At 68.2% G+C, this 26,292-nt stretch carries 29 protein-coding genes; 17 read left to right on the plus strand and 12 right to left on the minus strand.

The features are described 5' to 3' along the window. Window positions 1-8 precede the first annotated feature (8 nt). Window positions 9-569 (plus strand): YceI family protein, encoded by a 561-nt coding sequence (locus P6281_RS12810; protein ID WP_009956806.1) that lies wholly within the window; start codon window positions 9-11, stop codon window positions 567-569. A 19-nt stretch (window positions 570-588) separates the two neighbouring features. Here the strand turns inward: P6281_RS12810 and P6281_RS12815 are convergent, their stop codons facing one another. Next, window positions 589-1,725, minus strand: a complete 1,137-nt coding sequence (locus tag P6281_RS12815) for a DUF7159 family protein (RefSeq protein WP_036459056.1) — start codon at window positions 1,723-1,725, stop codon at window positions 589-591. Window positions 1,726-2,350: 625 nt separating this feature from the next. On the opposite strand from P6281_RS12815, the gene ag85B reads away from it, so the two are divergent. The 8 genes from ag85B to P6281_RS12855 all read left to right on the plus strand — a co-directional run bounded on the left by ag85B (window position 2,351) and on the right by P6281_RS12855 (window position 8,248). Continuing rightward, entirely contained in the window at window positions 2,351-3,343 is a 993-nt protein-coding gene (gene ag85B, locus P6281_RS12820) for a diacylglycerol acyltransferase/mycolyltransferase Ag85B (protein ID WP_009952996.1), read from the plus strand. Between the two features lie 90 nt (window positions 3,344-3,433). Further along, complete coding sequence (locus tag P6281_RS12825; RefSeq protein WP_051444558.1) at window positions 3,434-4,018, plus strand: chorismate mutase; 585 nt, start codon at window positions 3,434-3,436, stop codon at window positions 4,016-4,018. A 105-nt stretch (window positions 4,019-4,123) separates the two neighbouring features. Beyond that, entirely contained in the window at window positions 4,124-4,561 is a 438-nt protein-coding gene (gene rpfC, locus P6281_RS12830) for a resuscitation-promoting factor RpfC (protein WP_036459058.1), read from the plus strand. A gap of 35 nt (window positions 4,562-4,596) precedes the next feature. Further along, the gene (locus tag P6281_RS12835; protein ID WP_170320593.1) at window positions 4,597-5,076 is read left to right on the plus strand and encodes an SRPBCC family protein; all 480 of its coding nucleotides are present in this window, start codon (window positions 4,597-4,599) and stop codon (window positions 5,074-5,076) included. Then, the gene (locus P6281_RS12840) at window positions 5,073-5,906 is read left to right on the plus strand and encodes an SDR family oxidoreductase (protein ID WP_036459059.1); all 834 of its coding nucleotides are present in this window, start codon (window positions 5,073-5,075) and stop codon (window positions 5,904-5,906) included. The genes P6281_RS12835 and P6281_RS12840 overlap by 4 nt, the downstream gene beginning before the upstream one ends. Window positions 5,907-5,918: 12 nt before the next feature. Beyond that, window positions 5,919-6,341, plus strand: coding sequence for a lipoprotein LpqH (locus P6281_RS12845; RefSeq protein WP_008256850.1), 423 nt, complete (start codon window positions 5,919-5,921; stop codon window positions 6,339-6,341). A 55-nt stretch (window positions 6,342-6,396) separates the two neighbouring features. Beyond that, a complete protein-coding gene (locus P6281_RS12850; protein ID WP_014711659.1) occupies window positions 6,397-7,719 on the plus strand; it encodes a cytochrome P450 in 1,323 nt (440 codons plus the stop codon). 85 nt (window positions 7,720-7,804) lie between these two features. Continuing rightward, complete coding sequence (locus P6281_RS12855) at window positions 7,805-8,248, plus strand: nuclear transport factor 2 family protein (protein WP_014384726.1); 444 nt, start codon at window positions 7,805-7,807, stop codon at window positions 8,246-8,248. A gap of 412 nt (window positions 8,249-8,660) precedes the next feature. On the opposite strand, the gene P6281_RS12860 is transcribed toward P6281_RS12855, so the two are convergent. The 6 genes from P6281_RS12860 to bfr all read right to left on the minus strand — a co-directional run bounded on the left by P6281_RS12860 (window position 8,661) and on the right by bfr (window position 15,338). After that, window positions 8,661-9,776 (minus strand): amidohydrolase family protein, encoded by a 1,116-nt coding sequence (locus tag P6281_RS12860; protein WP_065502699.1) that lies wholly within the window; start codon window positions 9,774-9,776, stop codon window positions 8,661-8,663. 10 nt (window positions 9,777-9,786) lie between these two features. Continuing rightward, a complete protein-coding gene (locus tag P6281_RS12865) occupies window positions 9,787-11,139 on the minus strand; it encodes a glutamine synthetase family protein (RefSeq protein ID WP_324738918.1) in 1,353 nt (450 codons plus the stop codon). A 57-nt stretch (window positions 11,140-11,196) separates the two neighbouring features. Further along, window positions 11,197-12,078 carry a TIGR03854 family LLM class F420-dependent oxidoreductase gene (locus tag P6281_RS12870; RefSeq protein WP_014711662.1) on the minus strand — a complete coding sequence of 294 codons (882 nt, stop codon included), beginning with the start codon at window positions 12,076-12,078 and terminating at the stop codon, window positions 11,197-11,199. Between the two features lie 110 nt (window positions 12,079-12,188). After that, on the minus strand, window positions 12,189-12,683 hold the full coding sequence (locus tag P6281_RS12875; RefSeq protein WP_009953008.1) for a carboxymuconolactone decarboxylase family protein: 495 nt from the start codon (window positions 12,681-12,683) through the stop codon (window positions 12,189-12,191). A 65-nt stretch (window positions 12,684-12,748) separates the two neighbouring features. Continuing rightward, entirely contained in the window at window positions 12,749-14,821 is a 2,073-nt protein-coding gene (locus P6281_RS12880; RefSeq protein WP_176476798.1) for an MDR family MFS transporter, read from the minus strand. 37 nt (window positions 14,822-14,858) lie between these two features. Then, the gene (bfr, locus tag P6281_RS12885; protein ID WP_008256872.1) at window positions 14,859-15,338 is read right to left on the minus strand and encodes a bacterioferritin; all 480 of its coding nucleotides are present in this window, start codon (window positions 15,336-15,338) and stop codon (window positions 14,859-14,861) included. 339 nt (window positions 15,339-15,677) lie between these two features. Between bfr and P6281_RS12890 the strand changes: the two genes are divergently transcribed. Further along, on the plus strand, window positions 15,678-15,863 hold the full coding sequence (locus tag P6281_RS12890) for a (2Fe-2S)-binding protein (RefSeq protein WP_008256874.1): 186 nt from the start codon (window positions 15,678-15,680) through the stop codon (window positions 15,861-15,863). A 15-nt stretch (window positions 15,864-15,878) separates the two neighbouring features. Here P6281_RS12890 and P6281_RS12895 read toward each other — a convergent pair whose 3' ends face one another. From P6281_RS12895 to P6281_RS12910, 4 genes are read right to left on the minus strand one after another with little or no spacing between them, the layout of a single operon-like run. Continuing rightward, window positions 15,879-16,628, minus strand: a complete 750-nt coding sequence (locus tag P6281_RS12895) for an enoyl-CoA hydratase/isomerase family protein (protein WP_014711664.1) — start codon at window positions 16,626-16,628, stop codon at window positions 15,879-15,881. 18 nt (window positions 16,629-16,646) lie between these two features. Continuing rightward, entirely contained in the window at window positions 16,647-17,090 is a 444-nt protein-coding gene (locus P6281_RS12900) for a TIGR03618 family F420-dependent PPOX class oxidoreductase (protein ID WP_009953013.1), read from the minus strand. A 9-nt stretch (window positions 17,091-17,099) separates the two neighbouring features. Then, window positions 17,100-17,801 (minus strand): EthD domain-containing protein, encoded by a 702-nt coding sequence (locus P6281_RS12905; protein ID WP_014942169.1) that lies wholly within the window; start codon window positions 17,799-17,801, stop codon window positions 17,100-17,102. Window positions 17,802-17,837: 36 nt separating this feature from the next. Then, complete coding sequence (locus P6281_RS12910; protein WP_009953016.1) at window positions 17,838-18,773, minus strand: hydrogen peroxide-inducible genes activator; 936 nt, start codon at window positions 18,771-18,773, stop codon at window positions 17,838-17,840. A gap of 101 nt (window positions 18,774-18,874) precedes the next feature. Between P6281_RS12910 and P6281_RS12915 the strand changes: the two genes are divergently transcribed. From P6281_RS12915 to P6281_RS12925, 3 genes are read left to right on the plus strand one after another with little or no spacing between them, the layout of a single operon-like run. Then, window positions 18,875-19,462, plus strand: a complete 588-nt coding sequence (locus P6281_RS12915; protein ID WP_008256883.1) for a peroxiredoxin — start codon at window positions 18,875-18,877, stop codon at window positions 19,460-19,462. A gap of 38 nt (window positions 19,463-19,500) precedes the next feature. Further along, window positions 19,501-20,037: an alkyl hydroperoxide reductase gene (locus P6281_RS12920; protein ID WP_009953017.1), complete on the plus strand. Its 537-nt coding sequence runs from the start codon at window positions 19,501-19,503 to the stop codon at window positions 20,035-20,037. A 10-nt stretch (window positions 20,038-20,047) separates the two neighbouring features. Then, a complete protein-coding gene (locus tag P6281_RS12925) occupies window positions 20,048-21,376 on the plus strand; it encodes an alpha-amylase family glycosyl hydrolase (protein WP_014384733.1) in 1,329 nt (442 codons plus the stop codon). Here the strand turns inward: P6281_RS12925 and P6281_RS12930 are convergent. Beyond that, window positions 21,362-21,799, minus strand: a complete 438-nt coding sequence (locus P6281_RS12930; RefSeq protein ID WP_041784974.1) for a DUF1810 domain-containing protein — start codon at window positions 21,797-21,799, stop codon at window positions 21,362-21,364. The two genes, P6281_RS12925 and P6281_RS12930, sit on opposite strands and share 15 nt — an antisense overlap. Window positions 21,800-21,818: 19 nt before the next feature. Between P6281_RS12930 and P6281_RS12935 the strand changes: the two genes are divergently transcribed. The 4 genes from P6281_RS12935 (at window position 21,819) to P6281_RS12950 (ending at window position 26,273) form a co-directional block, all read left to right on the plus strand. Beyond that, on the plus strand, window positions 21,819-23,078 hold the full coding sequence (locus P6281_RS12935; protein ID WP_014384735.1) for an alpha-hydroxy acid oxidase: 1,260 nt from the start codon (window positions 21,819-21,821) through the stop codon (window positions 23,076-23,078). A 93-nt stretch (window positions 23,079-23,171) separates the two neighbouring features. Then, complete coding sequence (lon, locus tag P6281_RS12940) at window positions 23,172-25,493, plus strand: endopeptidase La (protein ID WP_179293458.1); 2,322 nt, start codon at window positions 23,172-23,174, stop codon at window positions 25,491-25,493. Between the two features lie 61 nt (window positions 25,494-25,554). After that, window positions 25,555-25,932 (plus strand): nitroreductase family deazaflavin-dependent oxidoreductase, encoded by a 378-nt coding sequence (locus tag P6281_RS12945; protein ID WP_041784976.1) that lies wholly within the window; start codon window positions 25,555-25,557, stop codon window positions 25,930-25,932. 8 nt (window positions 25,933-25,940) lie between these two features. Further along, the gene (locus tag P6281_RS12950) at window positions 25,941-26,273 is read left to right on the plus strand and encodes a TfoX/Sxy family protein (RefSeq protein WP_014384737.1); all 333 of its coding nucleotides are present in this window, start codon (window positions 25,941-25,943) and stop codon (window positions 26,271-26,273) included. Window positions 26,274-26,292: the final 19 nt, after the last annotated feature.

A 26,292-nucleotide genomic window follows, 5' to 3' on the forward strand; every position in this document is an offset into this window, starting at 1 on the left:
GTCGGTCCGTGACTTCTGAGAAGGGCGCGACGTGGACGATCGGCCCGCCCGACGGTGAACTGTTGCTCCACACCGGTGTTGCCGGGCGAGCGGCGCGGATGGGCCACCGCCTCACCATCGTGATGTCGCGCTGGCGTGCCACCGTGAATTGGGCGGGTTCGCGACCCGTCAGCGCCGAACTTGCGGTCGATGTCGGTTCCTTCGCCGTGGTGAACGCCGAGGGCGGCATCAAAGGGCTGTCCGCGACAGAGAAGGCGCAGGTGCGCTCCAATGCATTGAAGTCGTTGGACGCCAAGCGATTTCCCGAGATTCGCTACAGTGCGGATGTCATCGAGCGGGCCGGCGACGGGTACCGGCTCACCGGCACGCTCGAGATCCATGGCACCTCGCGAGACCACGTCGTCGACGTGCGCACCGAAGATCTCGGAAACGCGTGGCGCATATCGGGTGAAACCGCCGTCCGGCAAACCGATTACGGCGTCAAGCCCTACTCGCTGCTGATGGGCTCGGTCCAGGTCGCCGACGACGTGTCATTGACGTTTACCGCGGTTCACGCCAAGGACGGGTGAACAAAACTTCCGGGCGAAATCAGGGCTGCCCGCCCGCCGCGCGCGGCGCCGAATCGGCCGCGTCGCCCGCGTCCCCGGGAATGTGCTCGAGCACGCGGGTCAAGTAGGGCTGCCCGTTACCCGGATCCGGCTGCCGATCGCCACCGACGCCCGGTTGCTCTTCCGGCGCGGCCGGCTCGGCAGCGGGCTCGCCGGCGGCGGGCGGCTGGGCGGGTCGTTTGACCGGTGGGGGCGCCGGAAGCGGCGCGACGGCCGGGGCCGCCTCGGCGGCCTGGGGCGTGGACGGGTGGGTGGTGTGCTTGGACGCGGGCGCGCTGGCCGGGCCCACGTGGATCCCCACCGCCAGCGACACCGAGCCGACGAACGTGACCGCACCGGCGGCCAACGCCGTGAGGGCCCCGGCGTACGACAGGTGCCGCTGTCGTGCCGGCGCTGAGGAAATGGGTTCGCTGTGGTGCGCCACCAGCTGGTCGTCGGTGAACTCGGTGCTGCGGGCCGCGGACAGCGCCGCGCCCCGTGCGATCGTCACCTGGGCCATCGATTGCACGAAAACCGGTACCGGCAAGGCCTTTTCGAGTTGCCATGAGAAACCGTCGATGTCGCGGTGTGCGCCGACGACGACAACCCCGCCGGGTTGCCATCCGTCGCGGTCGAACATGCCGGTCAGCCACCGGGTCAGGCCGTCGAGGCCGCCGCGCACCTGCTTGGTCGCCGTCTGGGTCTCGCCGTCCTGGGTGTCGACCATGACGACGGTCGTGGCGTCATGGTCGAGAATGCAGACCGCGGTCTGTTCGTAACCGATGACGGGTGCGATGGCCTGCGCCAGGGTCTCGATGGCCTCGAGGAACCGGACCGGCACGACGTTGTCGAAACCCGCGTCGGTCAACGCCTCCAGCACCAGCGCCGCCTGAGCGGCTGCGTCGTCGTTCCAGGTCACCCCGATGACGCGAAGTCGTTGATCGCTCGCGGCCGCCGCCGTGTCGACCCGCAAGACCTCGTCGACGACTTGCTCCGCGGTGTTCACGGCGCGGACACCCCGGCCGGCGCGCAGCGCCAACTCCTGGTGATCCAGGATGGTGCCGTCTGCGCCGTGTCCCTCAGCGAGGACCCAGCCGACGGCGGTCGGCGTCACTGACAGGCCAAGTACCGTGTCCAAATCTATGCCCCAATCGGTCCCGCGCCTCGGCTCCCAGACGCACCGACGCGCACCATCAAACCGCTGGTGCGGAGGTTCGTGAGGGCCGGAACAGACACGGGATAGCGTGGTCTTCATCGGCTTGCTTCGACAGAGCCTACGCGGTCGGCGCAAACCGGGCGGCGCCGGTCCACATCGCCTCGCGACACGCCGATAATCCCAATTGGGTTGATCGGATGGGGACGCCGCGCCGTTCTCATCGGATATGCACACAATTCCGGTGTCGCTGTGCACCCGATGCCCGATCAGACGGTCGACGGCGCGACACGCACCGCCGCTGACCGTCCGCCGAAAGCGCATCTGGGTCGATCGGGCGCGCGCTGTGTCTATCGCGCGGTCTCAAGGGCTTTCGGCGCTGCGCACACCGGAGGCCGCCGGCCGGCGACTTTTGCGGCGGCTCGGTTAGGCGGACGCCGAGCGGGTACTCGCCGATGGTCGCCGCTCGGATCCCCGGGTGGCGAAATTGCGAGGTAAAAGCGATACGAAACCGAGACGCGTCCGCGTCCCAATCGACATTTGACGGACTTACACGGTAAATTCCTGTGAGACCGCGATCACATTCGATCACATCCGACAAGGGGCAGGTATGACAGATCTGAGCGAGAAGGTCCGGGCCTGGGGGCGCCGACTTGTGGTCGGTGCAGCCGCGGCTGCAACGCTGCCGGGCCTGATCGGTATTGCCGGCGGCGCGGCGACCGCGAATGCGTTTTCGCGTCCGGGCCTGCCCGTCGAGTACCTGCAAGTGCCGTCCGCTGGAATGGGTCGCGACATCAAGGTCCAGTTCCAAAGCGGTGGCAACGGCTCCCCCGCGGTCTATCTGCTGGACGGGCTGCGGGCTCAAGACGACTACAACGGCTGGGACATCAACACCCCGGCGTTCGAGTGGTACTACCAGTCGGGTCTGTCGGTCATCATGCCGGTCGGCGGTCAGTCCAGCTTCTACGCCGACTGGTACCAGCCCGCGTGCGGGAAGGCCGGCTGCTCGACCTATAAGTGGGAGACCTTCCTGACCAGCGAACTGCCGCAGTACCTGGCCTCGAACAAGGGCGTCAAGTCCACCGGCAGCGCCGCGGTCGGCATCTCGATGTCCGGCTCCTCGGCGATGATCCTGGCCGTGAACCACCCCAACCAGTTCGTCTACGCCGGATCGCTCTCCGCGCTGCTGGACCCGTCCCAGGGCATGGGCCCCTCGCTGATCGGCTTGGCGATGGGAGATGCCGGCGGTTACAAGGCGGACGCCATGTGGGGCCCGTCGAGCGACCCGGCCTGGCAGCGCAACGACCCCAGCCTGCAAATCCCGGCGCTGGTCGGTAACAACACCCGGCTCTGGGTGTACTGCGGTAACGGGACACCGTCGGAGCTGGGCGGGGCGAACATGCCTGCCGAGTTCCTGGAGAACTTCGTGCGCAGCAGCAACCTGAAGTTCCAGGACGCGTACAACGCGGCCGGCGGCCACAACGCCGTGTTCAACTTCAACGCCAACGGAACACACAGCTGGGAGTACTGGGGAGCCCAGCTCAACGCCATGAAGCCCGACCTGCAGAGCGCGCTGGGCGCTTCCTCGGGCGGCGGCGGATAACCCTATTCACCTGACGCCACTACTGCGCTTGACGACACGTCAGGCGCAGTAGTGCGTTAAGGGGCGGCGATTCACGCCAGAATCGTCGCTATGCCCCGCAGCGCGCGCCCGCACCGAGTCCGTCTCGTTCCCCTGTGTGTCGCCGTGGTCGGCGCCCTTGCGGTGTGGTCGGCGCCGGCCCGCGCCGACGACGCGAATCGCCTGACCCCGTTGGTCGACGCCGCCGCGCAACGGCTACAGGTTGCCGACCCGGTGGCCGCCTATAAATGGAACACCCACGGGGCAATTGAGGACCCCGTTCGCGTCCGGCAGGAATTGGCAAAGCTCGACGACGACGCCGTCGCCGCACGCATCGACCGCGACTACATCACCCGGGTCTTCGGTGACCAGATCGGCGCGACCGAGGCCATCGAATACGGCCGGTTCGCGGATTGGAAACTCAATCCGGGTGACGCCCCGGCCGACTCCCCGGACCTCGCGGCCTCGCGGTCGACGATCGACGGCCTCAACCAGGCGATGCTGGCGCAGATATCGGCCAACTGGGACGTGCTGCACTCGCCGGCGTGCGCGGGCCAGCTCGACGCCGCCAGGGGCGCCGTCGTCGCGAGTCGTCGGCTCGACGGCCTCTACCGACGCGCCCTCTGGTCAGCGACGCAATCGTATTGCCAGCAATAATTTAATTTTTCCTCACCATTTCCTAACCGTCGAATTTGGCCTGGCGATAACGCGATTTCCGCAGATAGAAGGCATATCTCGCGCCATTTTCGAATAGGTAACGCTTTGGCCACACGCGCCGAAAACCTTGACATGAAGAATCTCTGCAAGCTTCTCGTCAAGTCCGTAGCGGTCGGCGGGTTCGTTGCAGCATCGATGGCTTCGTCCACGGGTGTGGTGAGCGCGGACGCCGCTCCCAACTGGGACGCGATCGCTCAATGCGAATCCGGCGGCAACTGGCACGCCAACACCGGAAACGGCAATTACGGTGGACTGCAATTCAAGCCGGCCACCTGGGCGCGTTACGGCGGCGTCGGCAACCCGGCGGCCGCCTCCAGGGAGCAGCAAATCGCCGTGGCCAACCGGGTTTTCGCGGAAGAGGGCGTGGAGCCCTGGCCGAAGTGCGGTGCGCAGTCCGGCTTGCCGATCGGTTGGTACTCGCACCCGGCGCAGGGCATCAAGCAGATCATCAACGGGTTGATCCAGGCGGCCGTCCCGCACTGATGACACGCCCGCGTGGTCTATGACCCGGCACCAAGCTGTGTTTGGATCAGCCCATGGAAGGTTCGGCGACTGTTCACATGGCGGCGCCCGCGGCCAAGATCTGGGATCTCATCGCGGACGTGCGCAACACCGGACGGTTTTCCCCGGAAGTTTTCGAGGCCGAGTGGCTGGGCGATGCGACCGGCCCGGCCCTCGGCGCGAAATTCCGCGGCCACGTCCGGCGCAATGAAATGGGACCCGTGTATTGGACGACCTGCAAGGTCACCGCGTGCGATCCGGGCCGCGAATTCGGCTTCACCGTGCTGCTCGGTGATCGGGAGGTCAACAACTGGCACTATCGCTTGGCGCCCAGCGGCGGCGGGACCGACGTCACCGAGTCGTTTCGGCTCAACCCCGCGCCCTGGCTGGGCGTGTACTGGTTGTTCGGCGGATTTCTGCGCAAGCGCCGCAACATCCGCGACATGACCAAGACGCTGAACCGCATCAAAGACGTGGTCGAGGCCGACGCGTCGTGAAATCGGTCTTCATCACCGGCGCCGGCAGCGGCATGGGCCGCGAAGGCGCAAAGCTGTTCCACGCCAAGGGCTGGCGGGTGGGCGCGGTGGACCGCAACGACGACGGCCTGACCACGCTGCAGCAAGAATTGGGCGGCGACCGGCTGTGGACCCGCGCCGTCGACGTGACGGACAAGGCGGCCCTGGACGGCGCCCTGGCCGACTTCTGCTCCGGCAACGCCGGCGGCGGCCTCGACATGATGTGGAACAACGCCGGCGTCGGCGAATCCGGGTGGTTCGAGGACGTGCCGTATGACGCCGCGATGCGCCTCGTCGATGTGAACTACAAAGCGGTGCTGACCGGCGCCTACGGCGCGCTGCCTTACCTGAAGAAAACCCCCGGCAGCCTGATGTTTTCGACGTCGTCCTCGTCCGCGACTTACGGCATGCCCCGCCTCGCGGTCTACTCGTCGACCAAGCACGCGGTCAAGGGCCTGACCGAGGCGCTCAGCGTGGAATGGCAGCGGCACGGGGTGCGCGTCGCCGACGTGCTGCCCGGTCTGATCGACACCGCCATCCTCACCACGACGACCAACCACTCCGGCGACGGCGCCGCGCCGAGAACCGCCGAGGAGTTGCGCGCCACCGCCCCCAAAAGAGGCCCGCTGCGGCTGATGCCGGCCAGCAGCGTCGCCGAAACCGCGTGGCAGGCCTACCACCATCAGAAGCGGCTGCATTGGTATGTGCCCAAAAGCATTCGCCTGATTGACTTCTTCAAGGGCCTGAGCCCCGAACTCGTGCGACGCAGTATCGTCAAGGCCCTACCCGCGCTAGCGCCGAAGCGGCAGTAAGGAGGTCGGCTGGTGCAAAACCGCTTGCCCACAGTCGCTTTGATCCTGGCGGCGGTCGTCGTCGGCGTGGCGGGGTGCAGCGCGGCGCAGACGACGCCCCGCCGCGCCGCCCGCCTGACCATCGACGGCGCCACACATACGACACGTCCCCCCGCGTGCCGGCAAGACCAGATGTACCGGACCATCAAGATTCCGGACCACGACGGCGGCGTCGAGGCGGTGATGCTGCTCAGTGGCTACCGGGTCATGCCGCAGTGGGTGAAGATCCGCAACGTCGACGGCTTCACCGGCAGCTTTTGGCAAGGCGGCGTGGGAGACGCGCATGTCGACCTCGCCCATGACGCGTACACCATCACCGGCAGCGCGTACGGCATCAACAGCAGCAATCCCAACAAGGTGGTGACCACCGAATTCAAAATCGTCGCGGAGTGCTGACTCCCCCGATGCGCGCGGCCTACGCTCGTAGCGACACCTGAGCGAGGGAGGGCCGGTGAAGGAACGACTGCACTGGTTCGCGATGCACGGCTTCATCCGCGGCGCCGCGGCGTACGGCGCGCGCCGGGGTGACGTCCAGGCCCGGTTGATCGCCGATCCGGCGGTGGCGGCCGATCCGGTGCGCTTCTACGACGAGGTCCGGGCCCGGGGCAAACTGGTGAAGGGTCGCGTCGCCTACCTGACCGCCGATCACGCGCTGGCCCACGAGCTGTTGCGGTCCGACGACTTCCGGGTGGTGATCTTCGGATCGAATCTGCCCGCGCCCTTGCGATGGCTCGAGCGCCGCACCCGCGACGACCTCCTGCACCCCCTGCGTGCCCCTTCCTTGCTGGCCGTCGAGCCCCCCGACCACACCCGCTACCGCAAGACCGTGTCGGCGGTGTTCACGCCCAGGGCGGTCGCCGCCCTGCGTGAGCGCGTCGAGCGGACGGCCGCCGACTTGCTGGAGCAGTTGACCGGTGAGTCCGGCGTCGTCGACATCGTCGGGCGCTACTGCGCGCAACTTCCGGTCTCGATCATCAGCGAGATCCTCGGCGTTCCCGAGTCGGACCGGCCGCGGGTCCTGGAATTCGGTGAGCTGGCCGCGCCGAGCCTGGATATCGGGTTGCCGTGGCGGCAGTACCGCAGCGTGCAGGACGGGATCGCTGGCTTCAGTTCCTGGCTCGCCGAACACCTGCAGCGGCTGCGCCGGGAACCCAGCGACAACGTGATGAGCCAGCTGATCCAGACCGCCGAAAGTGGCTCCGCGGAGACCTATCTCAACGAAAACGAGCTTCAGGCGATCGCCGGACTGGTGTTGGCGGCGGGCTTTGAGACCACCGTGAACCTGCTCGGCAACGGGATTCGCACGCTGTTGGACGCGCCCGAGCACCTCGACGCGCTACGGCGACGACCGGAGCTGTGGCCCAACGCCGTCGAGGAGATCCTGCGGCTGGAATCGCCGGTGCAGCTGACCGCCCGGATGGCGCGGGGCGATGTCGAGATCGCGGGGCACCAGGTCGCCCGAGGCGACCTGGTGCTGGTGTACCTGGCCGCCGCCAACCGGGATCCGGTGGTGTTCAGCGACCCACACCGCTTCGACATCGAAAGACCAAACGCCGGGCGGCATCTCGCCTTTTCCGGTGGCCGGCACTTCTGTCTCGGGGCGGCGTTGGCACGCGCCGAGGGCGAAGTCGGGCTGCGGACGTTCTTCGACCGCTTCCCCGAGGTGCGCGCGGCGGGCGCCGGCAGCCGGCGCGAGACCCGCGTGCTGCGGGGATGGTCGTCGCTGCCGGTGGCGCTCGGGCCGGCCCGGTCGATGGCCGCCGCCGAAAGCTGACCGATCGCGATTGCGGCGCGAACGGCCGCAGCAGTTGACACCGGCGCGGCAACCGAGTTTATTTGCCGGTATGACAGAGGTATCTATGATCGCGGTCGAGGATGTCGTCCGTGGGCTGTGGCAGGCCCTTTCGCGCCGCGACTGGGAGGCGATCCCGACATTCTTGTCCGACGACTGCCTCTACGTCGACATGCCGGTTCCGGCCTTGTCGGCCCGCGGCCCCGAGGGCATCGTCAAACGACTCAAGATGGGTCTGGAACACCTGGCGGGCTACGAGAACCACACCGGCGTGCTGGTGTCCAACGGTTCCGACGTGCTCTACGAGCACTCGGAGACATGGACATTCGCGACCGGCGAACAGGGCGTGTTGCGGTTCGTGACCGTCCACAAAGTCGTCGACGGCAAGATCACCGTCTGGAAAGACTATTGGGACATGAACAGCCTCGTCGCGTTCGCTCCCCCGAACCACTTCGAGGGCTTGGCGAACGGCGATGTGAGCTGGGTGTTTGACGCGTCAGCATTGGTCTGAATCACACGTTCGCGAATTGCGCCGCCGCGCAACGTAATGCGCCGGCTTGGCACGCGCTGCCGTGGAATGCCGGCATGGCCACCCCTCATAGACCATTCCGGCACTCCCTCGGCACAACGGCGATAGGGCTTGGCTACAACCCGCCCTGGTGCGGATATGACACGTAGTCACCAGAACTGGTGGCGTGGCGACCCCCACTGCGTGACGCGTAGGGCGGAGGCGCCGAAGCGGCGACGGTAACGATGGCTGCGTCGACGAACGCAGCGCGGGACAACATGTGCCCAAACCTCCTTGTTGCCTCAGTTTGGTGACGTTGCCCGATTCGTCTCCCGAAGCCTATGCGCCCCCGCGGCGGGTTACAGCGGAATTTGTGAAAAATGTCGTGGCCGCGCTTTCGCGGCCGAAGACCGGGCTACCCGAGGTCGTAGATCCTGCGGGCGTTCTCGCGGGCGATGAGATCGACCACCCGGATGGCGTCGGCCTCGCTCCAGTCGCCGCGGTCGACGAATTCGCGTAGCACCCGGTGTAGGCCCCGGCGCCACAGGACCGCCCCGAGAAAGTGCAGTTCCGCGGGACCGAAACCGTCTGACGAGTAGAGGATCTTGGAAAAGGGTGCCAGCTCCAGCAGCCGCCCGAGGAACGCCGGCGACCGCGCCCCCAGGTGGTTCACGCTCAGTCCGCCATCGAGGTAGACGTTGTTGAACGCCTGCGCCAGATAACCGGCCTCACGCTCGTAGGGATAACAGTGCAACAGCACGATCGGGACGTCGGCCGACCGGCGCAGAAAGTCAAGCAGCAGGAGCGGATTGGCCTTGTGCAGGTCGCAGTCCCGATCGCCGAACCCGACGTGGAATTGCAATGGCTTGCCGAGTCGCAACGCCTGATGCAACCCGAACCGCAGCAGGATCCGGTCCCGCAATCGCGTCCCGCCGCGCGCGCGCCACCGGTCGGCGGCCTCGGCGACCTCCGCCGTCGACGGCTCGCTGAGGTCACCCTCGAAACCGCCCCGGTAGGCCAGGATCGATTTGGTGCCCACGGCGTCGGCCGCGCGCCGATGCAGGATCTGCTCGAACGCCGCAGCATAGTCACCCGCGGCTTGGGCGGCCTGTTCGGCCACCTCCTCGAGACGCACGATTTCGTGCGCACGGCCGCCCGACAACCGGGCGACCTGCCCCACGCCGGCGACCCCGCCCCCGCCGATCCCGGTGTCCACCAGCCAGTCCCCGACGCCGGCGGCCGATAGGAACACCCGCGCCAGTTCGTCTTCGGCGAACTGGCGACGACGGTCCCAATAGGCCTGCGGGGCGACGTGCTCGGGCAGGCCGAGGGCCGGGGCGCAGTGCGCGCGCACGGCGAACCCGAGTTGGGAGTCGAAACCCGAATCGGCGATGGGCTCGGTGTTGGCCTCGTTGAGTGCGTTCTCGAATCGCCGTCGGTCGCCGGCCGCCAACCAACAACCGTGGACGTGCTGATCGATCAGCGACACCGCGCCGATGTGCTCGGCCAGGTCGCGGGCGTCGGCGCTCATCACCGGCCCGTCACAGGCTCCAGGCCATGCGGAATCGGTCCGCCAGCTGCTCGGGGCCCAGATCGCCGTAGCGTTCGTGTTCCAGTCGGCGAGCCGCGACCACCATGTCGACCGCCGGATCGCCCAGGATGCACCGCATGCGCTCCGAAGCGTCCAGCGCCGCAATCGCCTCGGCCTGCGAATCGGTCAGGCGCACCACGCCGTCACGCGCGCGGTCGGCATCGGAGCGGGCCGCCGGGTCGACCGTGACCTCCGGCGGCAGCGGGGCCCCGGATTTGATGCCGTCCAGCGCGAGCCCCAGGATGGCCGCCGATGCCAGGTACGGATTGGCCGACGGGTCGACGATCTTGACCTCGACGTTTCCGCCGCGCGGGCTGGCGGTTCCGCCGGTGACGAATCGCACTGCGGCCTCGCGGTTTTCGGTGCCCCAGCACGCGTAGGCGCCGGCCCAATTGCCGGGCCGCATCCGCAGACCCGAGACGACCGATCCGCACAGCACGCCCTGGGCTTCCCGCAGACCACCAACCACGCCCGCCACCGCGCTCTCCCCCGCCGGCGTCATGCCCGCGGCGCCCGCGCCGTCACAGAACAGCGGTCCTTCCGGCGTCGTCAGCGAAAAATGTTGGTGCGCACCGGATCCGACGGCACCGGCGAACGGGGCGGGTGACAAGCTGATGCGCAGGCCGTGGCGGCGCGCCGCGCGGCCGATGATGAGCCGCATCAGTATCAGCTGATCGGCGGCGGCGACCGGCGGTTGCGGCGGCAGCGAGATCTCGAACTGGTTGGCGCCATACTCGGGGTGGAATTGTTCGATCGCGACGCCGGCTCCCGTCGCCGACCCGATCACCTCCCGGATGAACGCTTCACGCTCCAGCACGCCGGCGAGGCCGTACGGGGCCCACACCGCCGACGGCAACCGGCCGCCGTCCGGCGCGACCAACAGGAATTCGATTTCGTGCCCGACGGCCGCCTCGATGCCGGCGTCGTCGAGCGCCGTTTCTATGCGCCGCAGCGTTCCCCGGCCGCACGTGGGGACCGGCGTGCCGTCCTGGGAGAAAAACGCGGCGGGCGCCCACGCCAGGCCGTCGCCCACGATGCGCAACGCGGACAGGTCGATCCGGAGCCGCTGGTCCCCCACCACGCCGACGTCGGCGGTGAAGGCGATGCCGGTCTGGTCGATGGCGAACGCGTGCCAGGAGGGGCTGGCGCCCAAGCCGGGATCGGCGAAGGTGTTCGTCTGGCGGATCGGAACGGCCTTGGCCAGGGTGAGCCCGGCGGAATTGACGACGGTGCCGATGACCGTGTCGACGCCCTCGCCCTCCAGCTGGGCAATCGCCGCGGCGGCAAGCGGTGTGCCGGTCATGGCAGTCATTCTGCAGCCTCGTGGTGGTGCGGTCGGGTAATCGTCCCGCGTGGCCGGTCAGTTCTGGCGGCCGACGAGTTCGTAGACGAAGCGATCGAGGAATCCGTCCACGGGGGCCCGACCGGCCGGCCGGATGACGAATTTCGTCAACCCGGCCTCCAGGTACGCGTCCAGTTGGCGGTGCAGCTGAGCCCACCCGGCGGCGATCAGCTCGCCGGGGTCGAGGTCCGGTCGGCGCTTGCGGACCGCCGCGGCCAATTCCGCGGGCAGCTCGCCCTCGGTGACGGCCAGCGAGATCCCGAAGTGGTCGGGTTCGATGTGCCGGCCGGCCCGCTCCGCGGCCCGTTCGATCGCCTCGCGCCCGGTCCTGGCCTCCGCCGGGGTGAGGAAGCTGCCCAGCCAGCCGTCGCCGAGCGCTCCGATACGCCGAAACGCGGCGGGCGCCGAGCCGCCCAACCAGATGTCCAGCGGCGGCACCGGTTTCGGGGCGATCGCCGCGCCGGTGACGGTGAAGTATTGGCCCGTGAACGTGGCCGAATCCCCTTCCAGGGCCGCGCGCAGCACCCGTAGCGACTCGTCGAAGACCGCCGCCCGCTGACCGTCGGGAACCACGAACACCTCGCGCTCGGCCGGTATCGCCGATCGCAAGCCGAACACCGGAAGGACCCGCTTCGGGGCGACGGCCGCCAGCGACGCGAGCTGCTTGGCCACCAGCACCGGATGCCGGCCCGGCAGCACCGCCACCGAGGTGCCCACCTTCAGCCGGCTCGTCCGGGCGAGCGCGTACGCCATCCCGACCGTGGGATCGACGGCCGGCGAGTACACCAGCTCGGAAAACCACAGCGAATCCACGCCGTTGGCCTCGAGGTGGTCGACGATGGCGGCCAGCTGATGTGGGGCGGTGTCCGCGCCCAGCCCGACGCCGAAGCGAACCTTCACCCGAGCCTCCTCCTGCGTGGTCTCACCCGTCGCGCAACGCCGCGGCGCCCCGTTTTGTGCCCGCGGCGCGCGTCATCGCCTGCTGCCCGGAGTTCGGAGGGCGCAAACGGCTATGCGCGGCTGGGAATGGTGAGCTTGCAGGCCTGGCCGATGTCGAGGGTCCGCAACACCCGGCCCATGCCCACCCACAGCGCGCAGGACAGCGCCAGGTCGGCCAGCAGCTCGTCGGAGAAGTGTTCGGCGCAGCGCGTCCAGAAGTCTTCGTCGTCGCGCAGGCCGGTGTGGTCGGTGGCGAAGCGGTCGGCGAACTCGGCCGCCAGCCGCTCCTGGTCGCTGTAGCCGGGCCAGGTGCGCCATTCGTGGACGTGGTCGTACAGCTCCTCGTCGACACCCGCGGCGGGTCCGTCCTCGTCGCGGGTGTTGACGCAGACGACGCATTCGTTGCGGTGAGCGATCACGGCGCGCGCCAATTCGCGCGTGCGTAACGGCAACCGGTTCTTGGTGTAGACCGCCTGGCTGAAGGCACCGAGCGCGCCGCCGATGTCCGGAGACTTCACAAACCAGCCGGCCAGGTCGTCGTCAGCAAATGTTCCGATTCGGCTCATGGCGTGATGGTACGCCCGCCTAAGGACCTGGGTCGCGGTTGTCGCGAAACGGGTGGAGCCACCGGCTAGCGAGCGGCCGGACCGATCGCCGCGGTTGGCGTTTCCTCATGCCAATCACGTTGGGCGAGAACCCGATGCGCGACGCGTTCGAGCGCGGCCTGCACCGCGCGGCGGTCCGGGCGGCCCTCGAAGCCCGGCGAGCGGGCGAGCTTGTCCACGAGCCAGGCCACCAGCAGCGAGTGCACGTAGCCGACTTGCTGGGCCCCGGCCGGGGTGAGCGACAGTTGGTCGCCGTCGCTTCGCGCGTAACCGCCGGCGGCCAGGCGCGCGAAAGTGGGCTCGAGAACCTCGAACGGTATTCGGTGATAGTCGGCCATGTCGGTGAGACGGGCGGTCCCGTACATCTGCGTGTAGCGATTGATGCGCAGGACCCCCCACAGCCCGGCCACGTCGAGCCGGCAATCGGGCCGCATGGCGATGCTGCGTAACCGCATGCCGGTTTCGCCGCGCAACATCCGTGCGATCGCGTTCTCCAGCATCTGGTCCGGCGTCTCGGAGGTCGGCATGCCGAACGCGTCGCCGAGATCGACGGTGCTGTCGTGGATATCCCGCAGCGGGACCTCGCGCAGGAACAGGGCCAGCACGAAACCGACCACGGCCACCGGCGCCGCCCACAAGAAAACCTCGGTCAGCGAATCGGCGTAGGCCGCCACGATGGGCGCGGCCACATCGTGCGGCTGCCGGTGCAGGGCCCCGGGCGAGCTGACCGCGTCGGGCGGCGCGCCGCTGGCCGCCAGGGCCGGACCGATGCGGCGGTCGAGGAAGTTCACGAACAGCGAGCCGAATATCGCCGCCCCGAAAGAACTTCCGATGGTGCGAAAGAACGTCACACCCGACGTGGCGACGCCGAGGTCTTCGAAATTCGACGTGTTCTGCACGATCAGAACCAGCACCTGCATGGACAATCCGATCCCGGCGCCCAGGATGACCAGGTACAGCGACTGGATCAGGGCGGACGTCGACGGCTCCATGCGCGACATCAGCAAAAACGCCAGCGCCATCAGCGCGGTGCCGGTCACCGGGAAAACCTTGTAGCGGCCGGTGCGGCCGACCAGGGTTCCGCTGCCGGTCGAGGTGATCAGCATCCCGACCACCATGGGCAGCGTGCGCAGACCCGAGGTCGTCGCCGAGACCCCGTTGACGTACTGCATATAGGTCGGCAGGAACGTCAGCGCGCCCAGCATCGCAAAACCCACGACGAAGGACAGCACGCAGCACACGGCGAACACCGGACTGGCGAACAACCGGATGGGCAGGATCGGCTCGGCGGCGCGACGTTCCACCACCACGAAAACGCCCAGCGCCACCGCGGCGCCGACGAACAAGCCGATGATCGTCGGCGACCCCCACGCATACAGCGTCCCGCCCCAGCTGGTGGCGAGCGTCAGGCCCGCCGCGCCCAGGCCGACGAATACGATTCCGGAGTAGTCGATGATCGGCTTGGCGGACGCGCCCAGCGCTGGAATCGCCGCGGCGGCAACGAAAATGACGACCACGGAGATCGGCACGTTGACCCAGAACGCCCACCGCCAGGTCAGGTAATCGGTGAAGTAGCCGCCCAGCAACGGCCCGATCACCGTGGTGACGCCGAAGACCGCCCCGAGGATGCCCTGGTACCGGCCCCGCTCGCGCAGCGGGACGACCTCGCCGATCAGCGCGCTGGCGGTGACGGTGATGGCACCGCCGCCGATCCCTTGCAGCGCACGCGCTCCCACCAGCATGGCCATCGACTGGGACAGCCCACACAACGCCGATCCGACGACGAAGAAGACGATCGCCGCCTGGAACACCCGCTTGCGCCCGTAGGAGTCCCCGAGCTTGCCGGCCAGCGCGGTGACGACGGTCGATGCGAGCAGATAGCTGGTGACGACCCAGGACTGATGGCCGGCGTCGCCCAGGTTGGCGACGATCGTCGGCAGCGCGGTGGCGACGATGGTCTGGTCCAACGCCGCGAGCAGCATCCCCAGGACGATCGCGACGAAGATCAGGTTGCGCCGTTGCGGGCTGATCAGCTCGCCGCTGGGCGCGGAATTCGCCGCCGGGGTCGCCTGGGTCACCGCTGCTCTCGGGCTCGTCATGCCGGCCCGACGTTACCTACCTTGCCCGCCGCCCGCGTCAGCTGGGTGGCCGCGAGACGCACTGCGCCGAGTACAGCTCCACGCCCAGCTTGTCCATCAACTCCAGCTGCGTCTCGAGGTAGTCGATGTGCTTTTCCTCGTCGGCGACGATGTCCTCGAACAGGGTGGCGGTGGTGGAATCCTGCTTGTCCCGGCATAAGACGATGGCCGGCTTGAGGCGGTCCATCACCTCGTATTCGATGGCGAGGTCGGCCTCGAATTGCTCGCGCAAGGTCTGGCCGATGCGCAGCGAGAAGAGGCGCTGGTAGTTCGGCAACCCGTCGAGCAACAGGATGCGGTCGGTGATCGCCTCGGCGTGTCGCATCTCGTCGAAGGACTCCGCGCGGGTGTGCTCAGCTAACTCGGTGAAACCCCAGTTGTCCTGCATCTTGGAGTGCAGGAAGTATTGGTTGATCGCGGTGAGCTCGCTGGTCAACTGCTCGTTGAGCAGACGCAAAACTTCCGGATCCCCTTGCATTTTCACTCCTACGGTGTCTGCTGCTGGCATGTTCGGCCGCGATCCGTGCGCTGGGCTGGAGCGCACAAACCCGGCCTGTAGCAGCACTTTGCCACGGCCGCCGCAAATGTTCTAGCAAGGTTTGGCTGCACTCAGTGCGTTGTCGAGCTAGTCTAAGCACCCGGTTGTTAGGTTAGACTGCACTAAGCAGGTTAGGTTAGACTCCACTAATATGCGGCTTGTTCGTTTCGCACCTCCGGCCGGGGCCCCGAGTCCCCGGGAGGTCAGGCGCGGGAGCGGCATCGGGTCGCTCGAAGGACCCGTCGACGAAGGGGACGCCCACATGCGGGAGGTGCGCTGATGTACGTGTGCCTGTGCGTCGGGGCGACCAGCCAGACCGTGTGCGACGTCGTCGCGCAGGGCGCGTCGACCTCCAAGGAAATCGCCGCGGCATGCGGGGCGGGCGGTGACTGCGGTCGCTGCCGGCGCACCCTGCGCGCGATCCTCGCCGACGCGGCGAAGTTAGAGACAGCGCCGTCGGCCTGACGCCGGAACGCCGTTTCAGCCCTTGTTGAAATCAGCCAGCGCCGCGGCGTTGGCCTGCGCGCCCATGAGCTCGGCGAAGTGCGCGTGTTCCCGCGCGGTGGCCGCCGTGATCTCGGGGCGGACCGGCTCCATCATCGTGTGTTTGACGGCCATCAAGCTCGAGATCGGCCGGGAGGCAAGGATTTCGGCGTGGTGGCGGGCCTGCGGGAGCAGCTCGTCCGGTTGGCACACCCGCCAGACGAGGCCCATCCGCAGCGCCTCGTCGGCGTCGACCCATTCGGACGACATCAACAGCCACGCGGCGTTCTGCCGGCCCACCAGCTGCGGCAGCAGATAGGACGACGCCGCTTCCGGGGCTACGCCCAGGCTGGTGAACGGGCACTTCAACCGGGCCGTCGACGACATGAACGCCAGATCGGCATAGCCCAGAATCGTGGCGCCGATCCCCACGCCGACACCGTTCACCGCGCAGATCAGCGGCTTGGGAAAGGCGCTGAGCGCGTTGATGAGTCCGATGAAGCCATGCTTGCCCGGAGTGAAGCCGGGGTCGGTGATGCGCGCCTGCATCTCGCCCAGGTCGGTACCGGCGCTGAATCCGCGACCCGCTCCGGTCAGCAGGACCACGGCCACCTCGGGATCGTCGGCGGCGGCCAGCAGCGCCTCGGCGGTGGCGTCATAGAGGGCTTCGTTGAAGGCGTTGAGCGCCTCCGGGCGGTTCAGCGTGAGGGTGCGCACCCGCTTGTCGTCATCGATCTGCAGCGTCACCCCCGCAGCGTAGCGAGGCTAGCCGTTGCTGTAGACGCGGGTCGGAGCGATCAGCACCACGGCGCGCCCCTCGGAAGCCATCACCCGGTCGTACTCGTCCCAGTTGTCGTGGGTACCGCCCGCCGCAACGAACACATCGCGCAGCAGGACTCGCAACCGATCGGGATCGGTCAGCCACGGCTGGGTGTCGTCGGGGCCGACCAGCTCCGCGCGGCCCTCGACCGTCGCCCACTGCCACCCGTTACGGAAGGTGATGGCCAACTGCGGCCGGGCCCGCAGGTTGGCCAGTTTGACTCTTCCGTAGGTGGTAAACCCCAGCACCGGTTGACCATTCGCCGGGTGCGACAACAGGCCCACGTTGACCAGTGACGCCTGCACGGTCCCGTCAGCCCGGACGGTCGATACCACCGCCAATCCGTTCTCCGCCGCGGCCAATGCCACGGCGTCGCGCAGTGTCGTCATCTGGTGTCCTCAGTCCGTGAACGGCGTGCTGATGACGTAGCGGCTCGTCGGCACGGTGTCGATGTTCTCGTTGGCGCCAAAGGCCGTCGTGCTGGCCACCATTCGTCCTAACCGGTGTTGGAGATCGTTGTCGTCGGCGGCTCCGAAAAATGCCTGAAGATCGGTGATCGCCTCCGCGGGAAACAACTCCTCGACGATGCCGGCGATTCCCGGCGCGTCTTCGGTGAGCGCGCGCACCACCCAATTCTGGGTGTAGCCGAACGTCGACTGTGTCTCGATGGCTACCGGTGTATGGTCGCGTTGCCAACGGGTCAGCCACGTCGCCTGGTCCATGCCCGCGGGCCGGCGCAGCAACGCGATGTTGGCCAAACCCGGTGTGCGGGAACCGGACTCGACGGCGGGCGCGCTCAGCGGGACCGATTCCGTCACCAGGTACGCGGCGAGCTGCTCACACTCCTTTGCCAGCAGCTCGAGCGCGGACGTCATCTGCTCGCCGTAGCACTGCTGGGTCCACATGCTCACCACCGCGGCGACCGGTGGGTCCAGCGTCGTGAGCGTCATCAACGACTGGCGCACGGCGTCGTCGCGGACGTTGACCGACAATCCGGGCACACCCAGCTCCAGCAGCGCATCGGCGACCGGCCCCCGCTGCCGGGCGCACCAATCGTCGTCGGAGTCGGCGCGCATGAGCACCGCGATTACCTTTTCCATAGGCCGAACCTACCGGTGCGGGCCCGCCGGATAGGCCTACTTCACCGGGCGCACCTGATGCTGGCCGCTGATCAGCTTCCCGATGAGCCCGGCCAGCTGACGGTAGGACTCGTCGCGCCCGCTCGACGAGCGGTAGACCAAGCCGATTCGCCGGCCCGGGCGCGGCGCCGCGAACTGCGCCAGGCCCAGGCGGCTTCTCGAGGCCTCGACGGGCACCGCGCTCTGCGGAATCAGCGTGACGCCCAAACCGCCCGTCACGCATTGCACCGCGGTCGCCAGTGAGGCCGCCCGCGTGTTGGCCAGCTCCGCCCGGACCCCGGCCTTGTGGCAGACATCCAGCGCCTGATCGCGCAGGCAGTGCCCCTCGTCCAGCAGTAGCAGCGGCAGGTCGGCCAGCGCCGTCGCCGGAACCCGGCGCTTGCCCGCCAGCGGATGGCCGGGTGGCAGGGCGAGGACGAAATCCTCGTCGTAGATGGGGATCGCGCTGACCCCGGCGCCCTCGGCGGGCAAGGCGATCAATGCCGCATCCAATGCCCCTTCGCGCAAGACCGCCAACAACCGCTCGGTCTGGTCTTCGGTCACCCGCAGCGCCAGCCCCGGAAGCTGCTCGGCCACCCCGGCCAGTACGGTCGGCAGCACGTAGGGCGCAACCGTGGGAATCAGGCCCAGCCTCATGCCGGCCCGCAACGGATCCGAGGCGCCCGCCGCCGCGGCGGTGAAGGCGTCGGTCGCCTCGACGACGGCCTGGGCGCGCGGCAACAGCTCCGTACCCTGGGGTGTCAAGAAGACACGCCGGGTCGAGCGCTCGACGAGGCGGGTGCCCAAGCCCGCCTCCAGCGCCGAGAGCGCCTGCGACAACGTCGACTGGCTGACGCCGAGAGCCGTTGCGGCACCGCTGAATTGATGCTTCTCGGCCACCGCCACGAACGCGCGCAGGCCGGCGATCGTCGGCTGATAACTCTTATCGGTCATACCTATAAGTGTAGTGGGAAATATCACCTTTACTTCAACCAGGGTACGCGGCAACATGGTGGAAGAAAGCTAATCTTGAGTAAATCCAGATAAGGAGCGATATGCCTCTGCTGACCATCGGCGACCAGTTCCCCGCCTACGAGCTCACCGCGTTGATCGCCGGCGATCTGTCCAAGGTCGACGCCAAGCAGCCCGGCGACTACTTCACCACCATCACCAACGAGGACCACGCCGGCAAATGGCGCGTGGTGTTCTTCTGGCCGAAGGACTTCACCTTCGTGTGCCCGACCGAGATTGCCGCCTTCGGCAAGCTCAACGACGAATTCGCCGACCGCGACGCGCAGGTTCTGGGTGTGTCGATCGACAGCGAGTTCGTCCACTTCAATTGGCGTGCGCAGCACGAGGACCTCAAAAAGCTGCCCTTCCCGATGCTCTCGGACATCAAGCGGGAGCTGAGCCTGGCCACCGGTGTGCTCAACGCCGACGGTGTGGCCGACCGGGCGACCTTCCTCGTCGACCCCAACAACGAGATCCAGTTCGTCTCGGTCACCGCGGGTTCGGTGGGCCGCAACGTCGAGGAAGTGCTGCGCGTGCTGGACGCGCTGCAGTCCGACGAGCTGTGCGCGTGCAACTGGCGCAAGGGCGACCCGACGCTCGACGCCACCGAGCTGCTCAAGCAGTCGGCCTGATCCGGGGCTGATCCCGTAGGGTCTGAAGAGGAGGCGAGATGAGCGTAGAGAACCTCAAGGAAGCGCTGCCGGAGTACGCCAAGGACCTCAAGCTCAACCTGGGTTCGATCACCCGTACGACCGAGCTCGACGAGGAGCAGCTGTGGGGCACGCTGTTGGCGAGCGCCGCGGCGACCCGGAACACGCAGGTGCTCAGCGAGATTGGCGCGGAGGCGGCCGACATTCTGTCCGCCGAGGCGTACAACGCGGCGCTGGGAGCCGCATCGGTCATGGCGATGAACAACGTGTTCTACCGTGGCCGGGGTTTCCTCGACGGCAAGTACGACGACCTGCGCGCGGGATTGCGGATGAACATCATCGCCAATCCCGGTGTGGAGAAGGCGAACTTCGAGCTGTGGTGCTTCGCAGTGTCCTCGATCAACGGATGCCCGGATTGCGTGGCCGCCCACGAGCACACGCTGCGCGAGGCCGGTGTCAGCCGCGAAACCATCCAGGAGGCGCTGAAGGCCGCGGCGATCGTTTCCGGCGTGGCCCAAGCGATCGTCGCTTCCCAGACGCTGGCGACCGTCGGCTGATCGCGCCGTCGTGACCAGCGCCGTGTCCGGACCCGACTGGGTCCAGCACGCCATCTGGTGGCAGGTCTACCCGCTGGGGTTCGTGGGCGCGTTCCCCGTACCGCAGTCAAACGAGCCGCCGCAACCGCATCAACACCGGTTGCGGCGGCTCGTCGACTGGTTGGACCACGCCATCGAACTCGGGGCGTCCGGCATCGCGCTGGGCCCGATCTTCGCCTCGCGCACACACGGTTACGACACCACCGACCACTACCGCATCGATCCCCGGCTCGGCGACGACGCCGATTTCGACCACCTCGTCGCCGAGGCGCACCGACGCGGCCTGCGCGTCCTGCTCGACGGCGTGTTCAACCACGTCGGGGTGGATTTTCCGCGCCACCGCGAGGCCGCCGAGGACGACGCCGCCGCGCGCTGGTTCCGCGGACGTCCCGGGCGCTTTCACACGTTCGAAGGCCACGACGGGCTGATCACCCTCAACCACGACAACCCCGCCGTCGTCGACTACACCGTCGAGGTGATGGCGCACTGGTTGGGCCGCGGCGCCGACGGCTGGCGCCTCGACGCGGCTTATGCAGTGCCACAACACTTCTGGGCCTCGACCCTGCCCCGGGTGCGCGAGCGCTATCCGGATGCCTGGTTCGTCGGCGAACTCATCCACGGCGACTACGCCGCGGTCGTCGACGCCGCCACCTTCGACTCGGCCACCCAATACGAGCTGTGGAAGGCGATCTGGAGCAGCCTCAACGACGGCAACTTCTTCGAGCTGGACTGGGCGCTGCAGCGCCACAACGACTTTCTGAGCCGCTTCGCGCCCCTGACCTTCATCGGCAATCACGACGTCACCCGCATCGCCAGCCAGCTGGACAACCCCGCGCATGTGGCCCACGCGCTGGTGCTGCTGCTCACCATCGGCGGGGTGCCCAGCGTCTACGCCGGCGACGAGCTCGGGTTCCGCGGCGTCAAGGAAGAACGGTTCGGCGGCGACGACGCCGTGCGCCCCGAATTCGGCTCTCCCCCACTGCAACTGGATGACTTCGGCGTCCAGACCTGGGGGCTGCACCAGTACCTGGTCGGGCTGCGACGGCGCCACCCCTGGCTGCACGCGGCGTCCACCACCGCGTTACGGCTGAAAAACCGGCACTACGTCTACGAGGCGCGCAACGGCGACGACGCCCTGCTGGTGGTGCTCAACATCGACGACGAACCCCTGCACGTGTCGCTGCCGGAGCTGGGCCCGGGGCGCGCGCAGGTCATCGGCGGATCGGCGGCCCCGCCGCCGGAGGTCGTGGACGCTGTCGCCGTCGAGCCGCACGGGTGGCGGATCCTAAGCTCGGTCTAGGCGCTCGCACGTCAGCGCGTCCTGGCGGCCGTCGTAATACTTGTCGAGCACCGCGACGAAGTCCTCGTCGTCCTCGGTGGCGTGGGCGAACAGGGTCATCGACGAGCACAGTTTGAGGTCGTCCGGCGAGCCGAAGATCTGCCCGATCGAGCGCCCCTGCACCGCGGTGACCAGTCGGGCGCACTCCCGCAACCGCGGCCCCAGCAGCTCATGACGCAGGTACGCCCGAGCCTCGTCCAGCGAGGAGATGCCGTAATGGAGCGCGGTCGGGCTGCCGCCCAGGCCGCGCAGTTGGGGGAAGACGAACCACATCCAGTGGCTGCGCTTTCGTCCGGCCCGCAGCTCGTCGAGGACGTCGCCGTACACCGGCTCTTGCGCGTCCACGAAACGCTGGAGATCGAACGGGTCGCCTGCAGATGTCACCTGACTACGGTTGCACATTATGGAACTCGAAAGACGGAAGGCCGTTCGCCGACGAGTACCCAAAGTGCGCGATCTCGCCCCGCTCATGCAGTTCAAGCGGCCCGAGCTGAACGCGACCAAGCGGCGGCTCGACGCCGCCTACACCATCGAAGACCTGCGGCGCATCGCCAAGCGGCGCACCCCGAAGGCGGCGTTCGACTACACCGATGGCGCGGCCGAAGACGAGCTGTCCATCGAACGCGCCCGACAAGCCTTCCGCGACATCGAATTTCATCCGGCGATCCTGCGCGACGTCTCCCAAGTGACCGCGGGGTGGGATGTCCTCGGCCAGCCGGTCGTGCTGCCGTTCGGGATCGCGCCCACCGGATTCACCAGGCTCATGCACACCGAGGGCGAGATCGCCGGCGCGCAGGCGGCGGCCAGGGCGGGGATCCCGTTTTCGCTGTCCACGTTGGGCACCTGCGCGATCGAGGACCTCGTCACGGCCGTGCCCCAAGGCCGAAAGTGGTTTCAGCTCTACATGTGGCGGGACCGCGAACGCTCGATGGAGCTGGTCAGACGCGCCGCCGAGGCCGGCTTCGACACCCTGCTGGCCACCGTCGACGTCCCGGTCTCCGGCGCACGGCTGCGCGACAACCGCAACGGCATGACGATCCCGCCCACGCTGACGCTGCGCACCGTGTTGGACGCGGTGCCCCACCCGAAGTGGTGGTTCGACCTGTTGACCACCGAACCTTTGGCGTTCGCGTCGCTGGACCGCTGGCCCGGCACGGTCGCCGAATACCTGAGCACGATGTTCGATCCCAGCCTGACCTTCGATGACCTGGAGTGGATCAAGGAGCAGTGGCCGGGCAAGCTCGTCGTCAAAGGGATTCAGACGCTTGACGATGCCCGCGCGGTCGTCGACCGCGGTGTCGACGGGATCGTGTTGTCCAATCACGGTGGGCGCCAACTGGATCGGGCCCCGGTGCCGTTTCACCTGCTGCCGACGGTGGCGCGCGACCTGGGTGAGCACACCGAGATCCTGGTGGACACCGGCATCATGTCGGGCGCCGACATCGTCGCGGCGATCGCGCTGGGCGCCCGGTGCACGCTGGTCGGTCGGGCCTACCTCTACGGCCTGATGGCCGGCGGTGCGGCCGGGGTGAGCCGCGCCATCGACATCCTCGCCGAGGGAGTGATCCGCACGATGCGCCTGCTCGGCGTCACGTGCCTCGAGGAGCTCTCGCCCCGGCACGTTACGCAGTTGCGGCGCCTGGGGCCCGTGCCGCCGGTGTGAGGCCGGCCGCACCCCCGCGATGGCCGGGGCGCGCGGGAACAAACCGGCGCCGGGCTGGGTTAAGCGCATCAGACTCAACTTTTGGAGGATTTGATGGCTGAAGCCAAGTCGGTGCCGGTGCTGTTTGTCACCGACACCATCGTGCTGCCCGGAATGGTGGTGCCGATCGCGCTGGACGACGCGGCCCGCGCGGCGATCGACGCCGCCCAGGCCAGCGAGTCGGGACAGCTGCTGATCGCCCCCCGGCTCGAGGACCGGTATCCCTCCCACGGCGTGATCGCGAAGATCCTGCAGGTCGGGCGCATCGCCGGTGGCGGCACCGCCGCGGTGGTGCGCGGCGAGCGCCGGGCACAGATCGGGGCGGGCGCATCCGGCCCCGGGGCGGCGCTGTGGGTCGAGGTGACCGAGGTCCCCGAGGCCGAGGCGACCGACGAGGTCAAGGCACTGACCGCGGAGTACAAGAAGCTGCTGCTGGCCATGCTGCAAAGACGCGAGGCCTGGGAGATCATCGATTACGTCAACCGGCTGTCCGATCCGTCGGCGCTGGCCGACACCTCGGGGTACGCGTCCTACCTGAGCAACGCGCAGAAGCGCCAGCTGCTGGAGACGGTCGACGTCGCCGAGCGGCTGCGCGTGCTGATCGACTGGACCAGCGACCACCTCGCCGAGGTCGAGGTCAGCGACAAGATCGCCGAGGACGTGCGCGAGGGCATGGAGAAGACGCAGAAGGAGTTCCTGCTGCGTCAGCAGCTGGCCGCCATCCGCAAGGAATTGGGCGAGGGCGAACCCGATGGTTCGGACGACTACCGGGCCCGCGTCGAGGCCGCCGAGCTGCCCGAGAAGGTGCGCGAGGCCGCGCTGCGCGAGGTCGGCAAGCTGGAACGCTCGAGCGACCAGAGCCCGGAGAGCGGCTGGATTCGCACCTGGCTGGACACCGTGCTCGACCTGCCGTGGAACGTCAAGACCGAGGACTCCACCGACCTCAAGGCGGCGCGGGAAGTCCTTGACGCCGATCACCACGGGCTGGATGACGTCAAGGATCGCATCGTCGAGTACCTGGCCGTGCGGGCGCGCCGCGCCCAACGCGGGCTGCAGGTGGTCGGCGGGCGCGGCTCCGGTGCGGTGATGGTGCTGGCCGGTCCCCCCGGCGTCGGCAAGACGTCGCTGGGCGAGAGCGTGGCCCGGGCGTTGGGCCGCAAGTTCGTGCGCGTCGCCCTGGGCGGTGTGCGCGACGAGGCCGAGATCCGCGGGCACCGTCGTACCTACGTGGGCGCGTTGCCGGGCCGGATCGTGCGCGCGATCGGTGAGGCGGGATCGATGAATCCCGTTGTGCTGCTGGACGAAATCGACAAGGTCGGTTCCGACTACCGCGGCGATCCGAGCGCGGCGCTGCTCGAGGTGCTCGACCCGGCGCAGAACCACACCTTCCGCGACCACTACCTGGATCTGGACCTGGACCTGTCCGATGTGGTGTTTTTGGCGACGGCCAACGTGATCGAGAACATCCCGTCGGCCTTGCTGGATCGCATGGAGCTGGTGGCCATCGACGGCTACACCGAGGACGACAAGGTCGCCATCGCGCGGGACTACCTGCTGCCCCGGCAGCGGGACCGCGCGGCGCTGACCGAGGACGAGGTGGCGGTGAGCGACGCGGCGCTGCGCAAGATCGCCGCCGACTACACCCGCGAGCCCGGTGTGCGACAGTTCGAACGGCTGCTGGCCAAGGCGCTGCGCAAGGCGACCACCAAGCTGGTTGACGATCCGCGACCGATCACCATCGACGAGCCGGATCTGGTTGACTACCTGGGCCGTCCGCGGTTCATGCCGGAATCGGCCGAACGCACGGCGGTGCCCGGTGTGGCCACCGGCCTGGCCGTCACCGGCCTCGGTGGCGATGTGCTCTACATCGAGGCCGGCTCCACCGACGGTGACCCGGGCCTGCAACTGACGGGTCAATTGGGCGACGTGATGAAGGAGTCGGCGCAGATCGCGCTGTCCTACGTGCGCTCGCACGCCGCCGAGCTCGGTGTGGATCCCAAGACGCTGGACCGGCGCATCCACGTCCACGTGCCCGCGGGGGCGGTGCCCAAGGACGGCCCGTCGGCCGGTGTCACCATGGTGACCGCCTTGGTCTCGATGGCCACCGGACGCCAGGTCCGCTCCGACGTCGGCATGACCGGAGAGGTCACGCTGAACGGCCGGGTGCTGCCCATCGGCGGGGTGAAGCAAAAGCTGCTGGCCGCCCAACGTGCCGGGCTGTCAACGGTTTTCATTCCGCAGCGCAACGAGCCGGATCTCGATGACGTGCCCGCCGAGGTGCTCGAGGCGCTGGACGTGCGGCCCATGACCGACGTCGCCGAGATCGTGGCCCAGGCGCTCGAACCGGCGGCCTCGGCCGCCACGGCCGCGGCCTGATCGGGGCGCCGGGCGTGACCCGGGGCTTTCCCCGCGGTCACGCCCGGCGTTGAATGAACCCGTGACTCTCAAACGACAAGTGGTCCACCGTGTTCAACGCCTGCTGGTCAACCCGGTCGGCCGGCAGCTGCCGATGACCATGCTCGAAACCACCGGACGCAAGAGCGGGCAGCCGCGGCGCACCGCGGTGGGCGGGCGCGTCGTGGACAACCAGTTCTGGATGGTCTCCGAACACGGCGAGCACTCGGATTACATCCGCAATATCAAGGCCAATCCGGCTGTGCGGGTGCGTGTTGGCGGCACGTGGCGCCACGGCACCGCCCACCTCCTGCCCGAAGACGACGCGGTGCAGCGCCTGGGCAACCTGCCGCGGCTGAACAGCGCGATGGTGCGCCTGATGGGCAGCGACCTGCTCACCGTCCGGGTCGACCTGGACTGAACCCGCGGATGGCCTACGACGAAGACCTGGCCAACCGGATCCGCGAACTCCTCGCGGGCGGGCCCGGCATCGACGAGAAGCGCATGTTCGGCGGCCTGGCGTTCCTGGTCAACGGCAACATGTCGGTGGCCGTCAGCGGCCAGGGCGGACTGTTGGTGCGGGTGCCGCGCGAGGACACCGACAAACTCGCCGGGCGCGCGCACGTCAGCCCCATGGTGATGGCCGGACGGGAAGCCCGGGGCTGGTTGCGCGTCGAGGCCGCCGGGGTGCAAACCAAACGCCAGCTTCACAGTTGGGTCAAACGCGGGGTCGACCACGCGCGCAGCCTGCCGCCCAAATAGCGGGCGCGGTTTGCCGTCG

Origin of the sequence: Mycobacterium sp. 5-140-3-2, assembly GCF_035666375.1 — a bacterium.
Classification (GTDB): Bacteria; Actinomycetota; Actinomycetes; order Mycobacteriales; family Mycobacteriaceae; genus Mycobacterium; species Mycobacterium intracellulare.

What these genes read in the sequence shown, in the direction of transcription:
- ag85B (WP_009952996.1), top strand. Translation starts at nt 2,351, where the DNA reads ATGACAGATCTGAGCGAGAAGGTCCGGGCCTGGGGGCGCCGACTTGTG.
- P6281_RS12825 (WP_051444558.1), top strand. Translation starts at nt 3,434, where the DNA reads ATGCCCCGCAGCGCGCGCCCGCACCGAGTCCGTCTCGTTCCCCTGTGT.
- P6281_RS12855 (WP_014384726.1), top strand. Translation starts at nt 7,805, where the DNA reads ATGATCGCGGTCGAGGATGTCGTCCGTGGGCTGTGGCAGGCCCTTTCG.
- P6281_RS12860 (WP_065502699.1), bottom strand. Translation starts at nt 9,776, where the DNA reads ATGAGCGCCGACGCCCGCGACCTGGCCGAGCACATCGGCGCGGTGTCG.
- P6281_RS12865 (WP_324738918.1), bottom strand. Translation starts at nt 11,139, where the DNA reads ATGACCGGCACACCGCTTGCCGCCGCGGCGATTGCCCAGCTGGAGGGC.
- P6281_RS12875 (WP_009953008.1), bottom strand. Translation starts at nt 12,683, where the DNA reads ATGAGCCGAATCGGAACATTTGCTGACGACGACCTGGCCGGCTGGTTT.
- P6281_RS12880 (WP_176476798.1), bottom strand. Translation starts at nt 14,821, where the DNA reads ATGACGAGCCCGAGAGCAGCGGTGACCCAGGCGACCCCGGCGGCGAAT.
- bfr (WP_008256872.1), bottom strand. Translation starts at nt 15,338, where the DNA reads ATGCAAGGGGATCCGGAAGTTTTGCGTCTGCTCAACGAGCAGTTGACC.
- P6281_RS12890 (WP_008256874.1), top strand. Translation starts at nt 15,678, where the DNA reads ATGTACGTGTGCCTGTGCGTCGGGGCGACCAGCCAGACCGTGTGCGAC.
- P6281_RS12900 (WP_009953013.1), bottom strand. Translation starts at nt 17,090, where the DNA reads ATGACGACACTGCGCGACGCCGTGGCATTGGCCGCGGCGGAGAACGGA.
- P6281_RS12905 (WP_014942169.1), bottom strand. Translation starts at nt 17,801, where the DNA reads ATGGAAAAGGTAATCGCGGTGCTCATGCGCGCCGACTCCGACGACGAT.
- P6281_RS12910 (WP_009953016.1), bottom strand. Translation starts at nt 18,773, where the DNA reads ATGACCGATAAGAGTTATCAGCCGACGATCGCCGGCCTGCGCGCGTTC.
- P6281_RS12915 (WP_008256883.1), top strand. Translation starts at nt 18,875, where the DNA reads ATGCCTCTGCTGACCATCGGCGACCAGTTCCCCGCCTACGAGCTCACC.
- P6281_RS12920 (WP_009953017.1), top strand. Translation starts at nt 19,501, where the DNA reads ATGAGCGTAGAGAACCTCAAGGAAGCGCTGCCGGAGTACGCCAAGGAC.
- P6281_RS12935 (WP_014384735.1), top strand. Translation starts at nt 21,819, where the DNA reads ATGGAACTCGAAAGACGGAAGGCCGTTCGCCGACGAGTACCCAAAGTG.
- lon (WP_179293458.1), top strand. Translation starts at nt 23,172, where the DNA reads ATGGCTGAAGCCAAGTCGGTGCCGGTGCTGTTTGTCACCGACACCATC.
- P6281_RS12950 (WP_014384737.1), top strand. Translation starts at nt 25,941, where the DNA reads ATGGCCTACGACGAAGACCTGGCCAACCGGATCCGCGAACTCCTCGCG.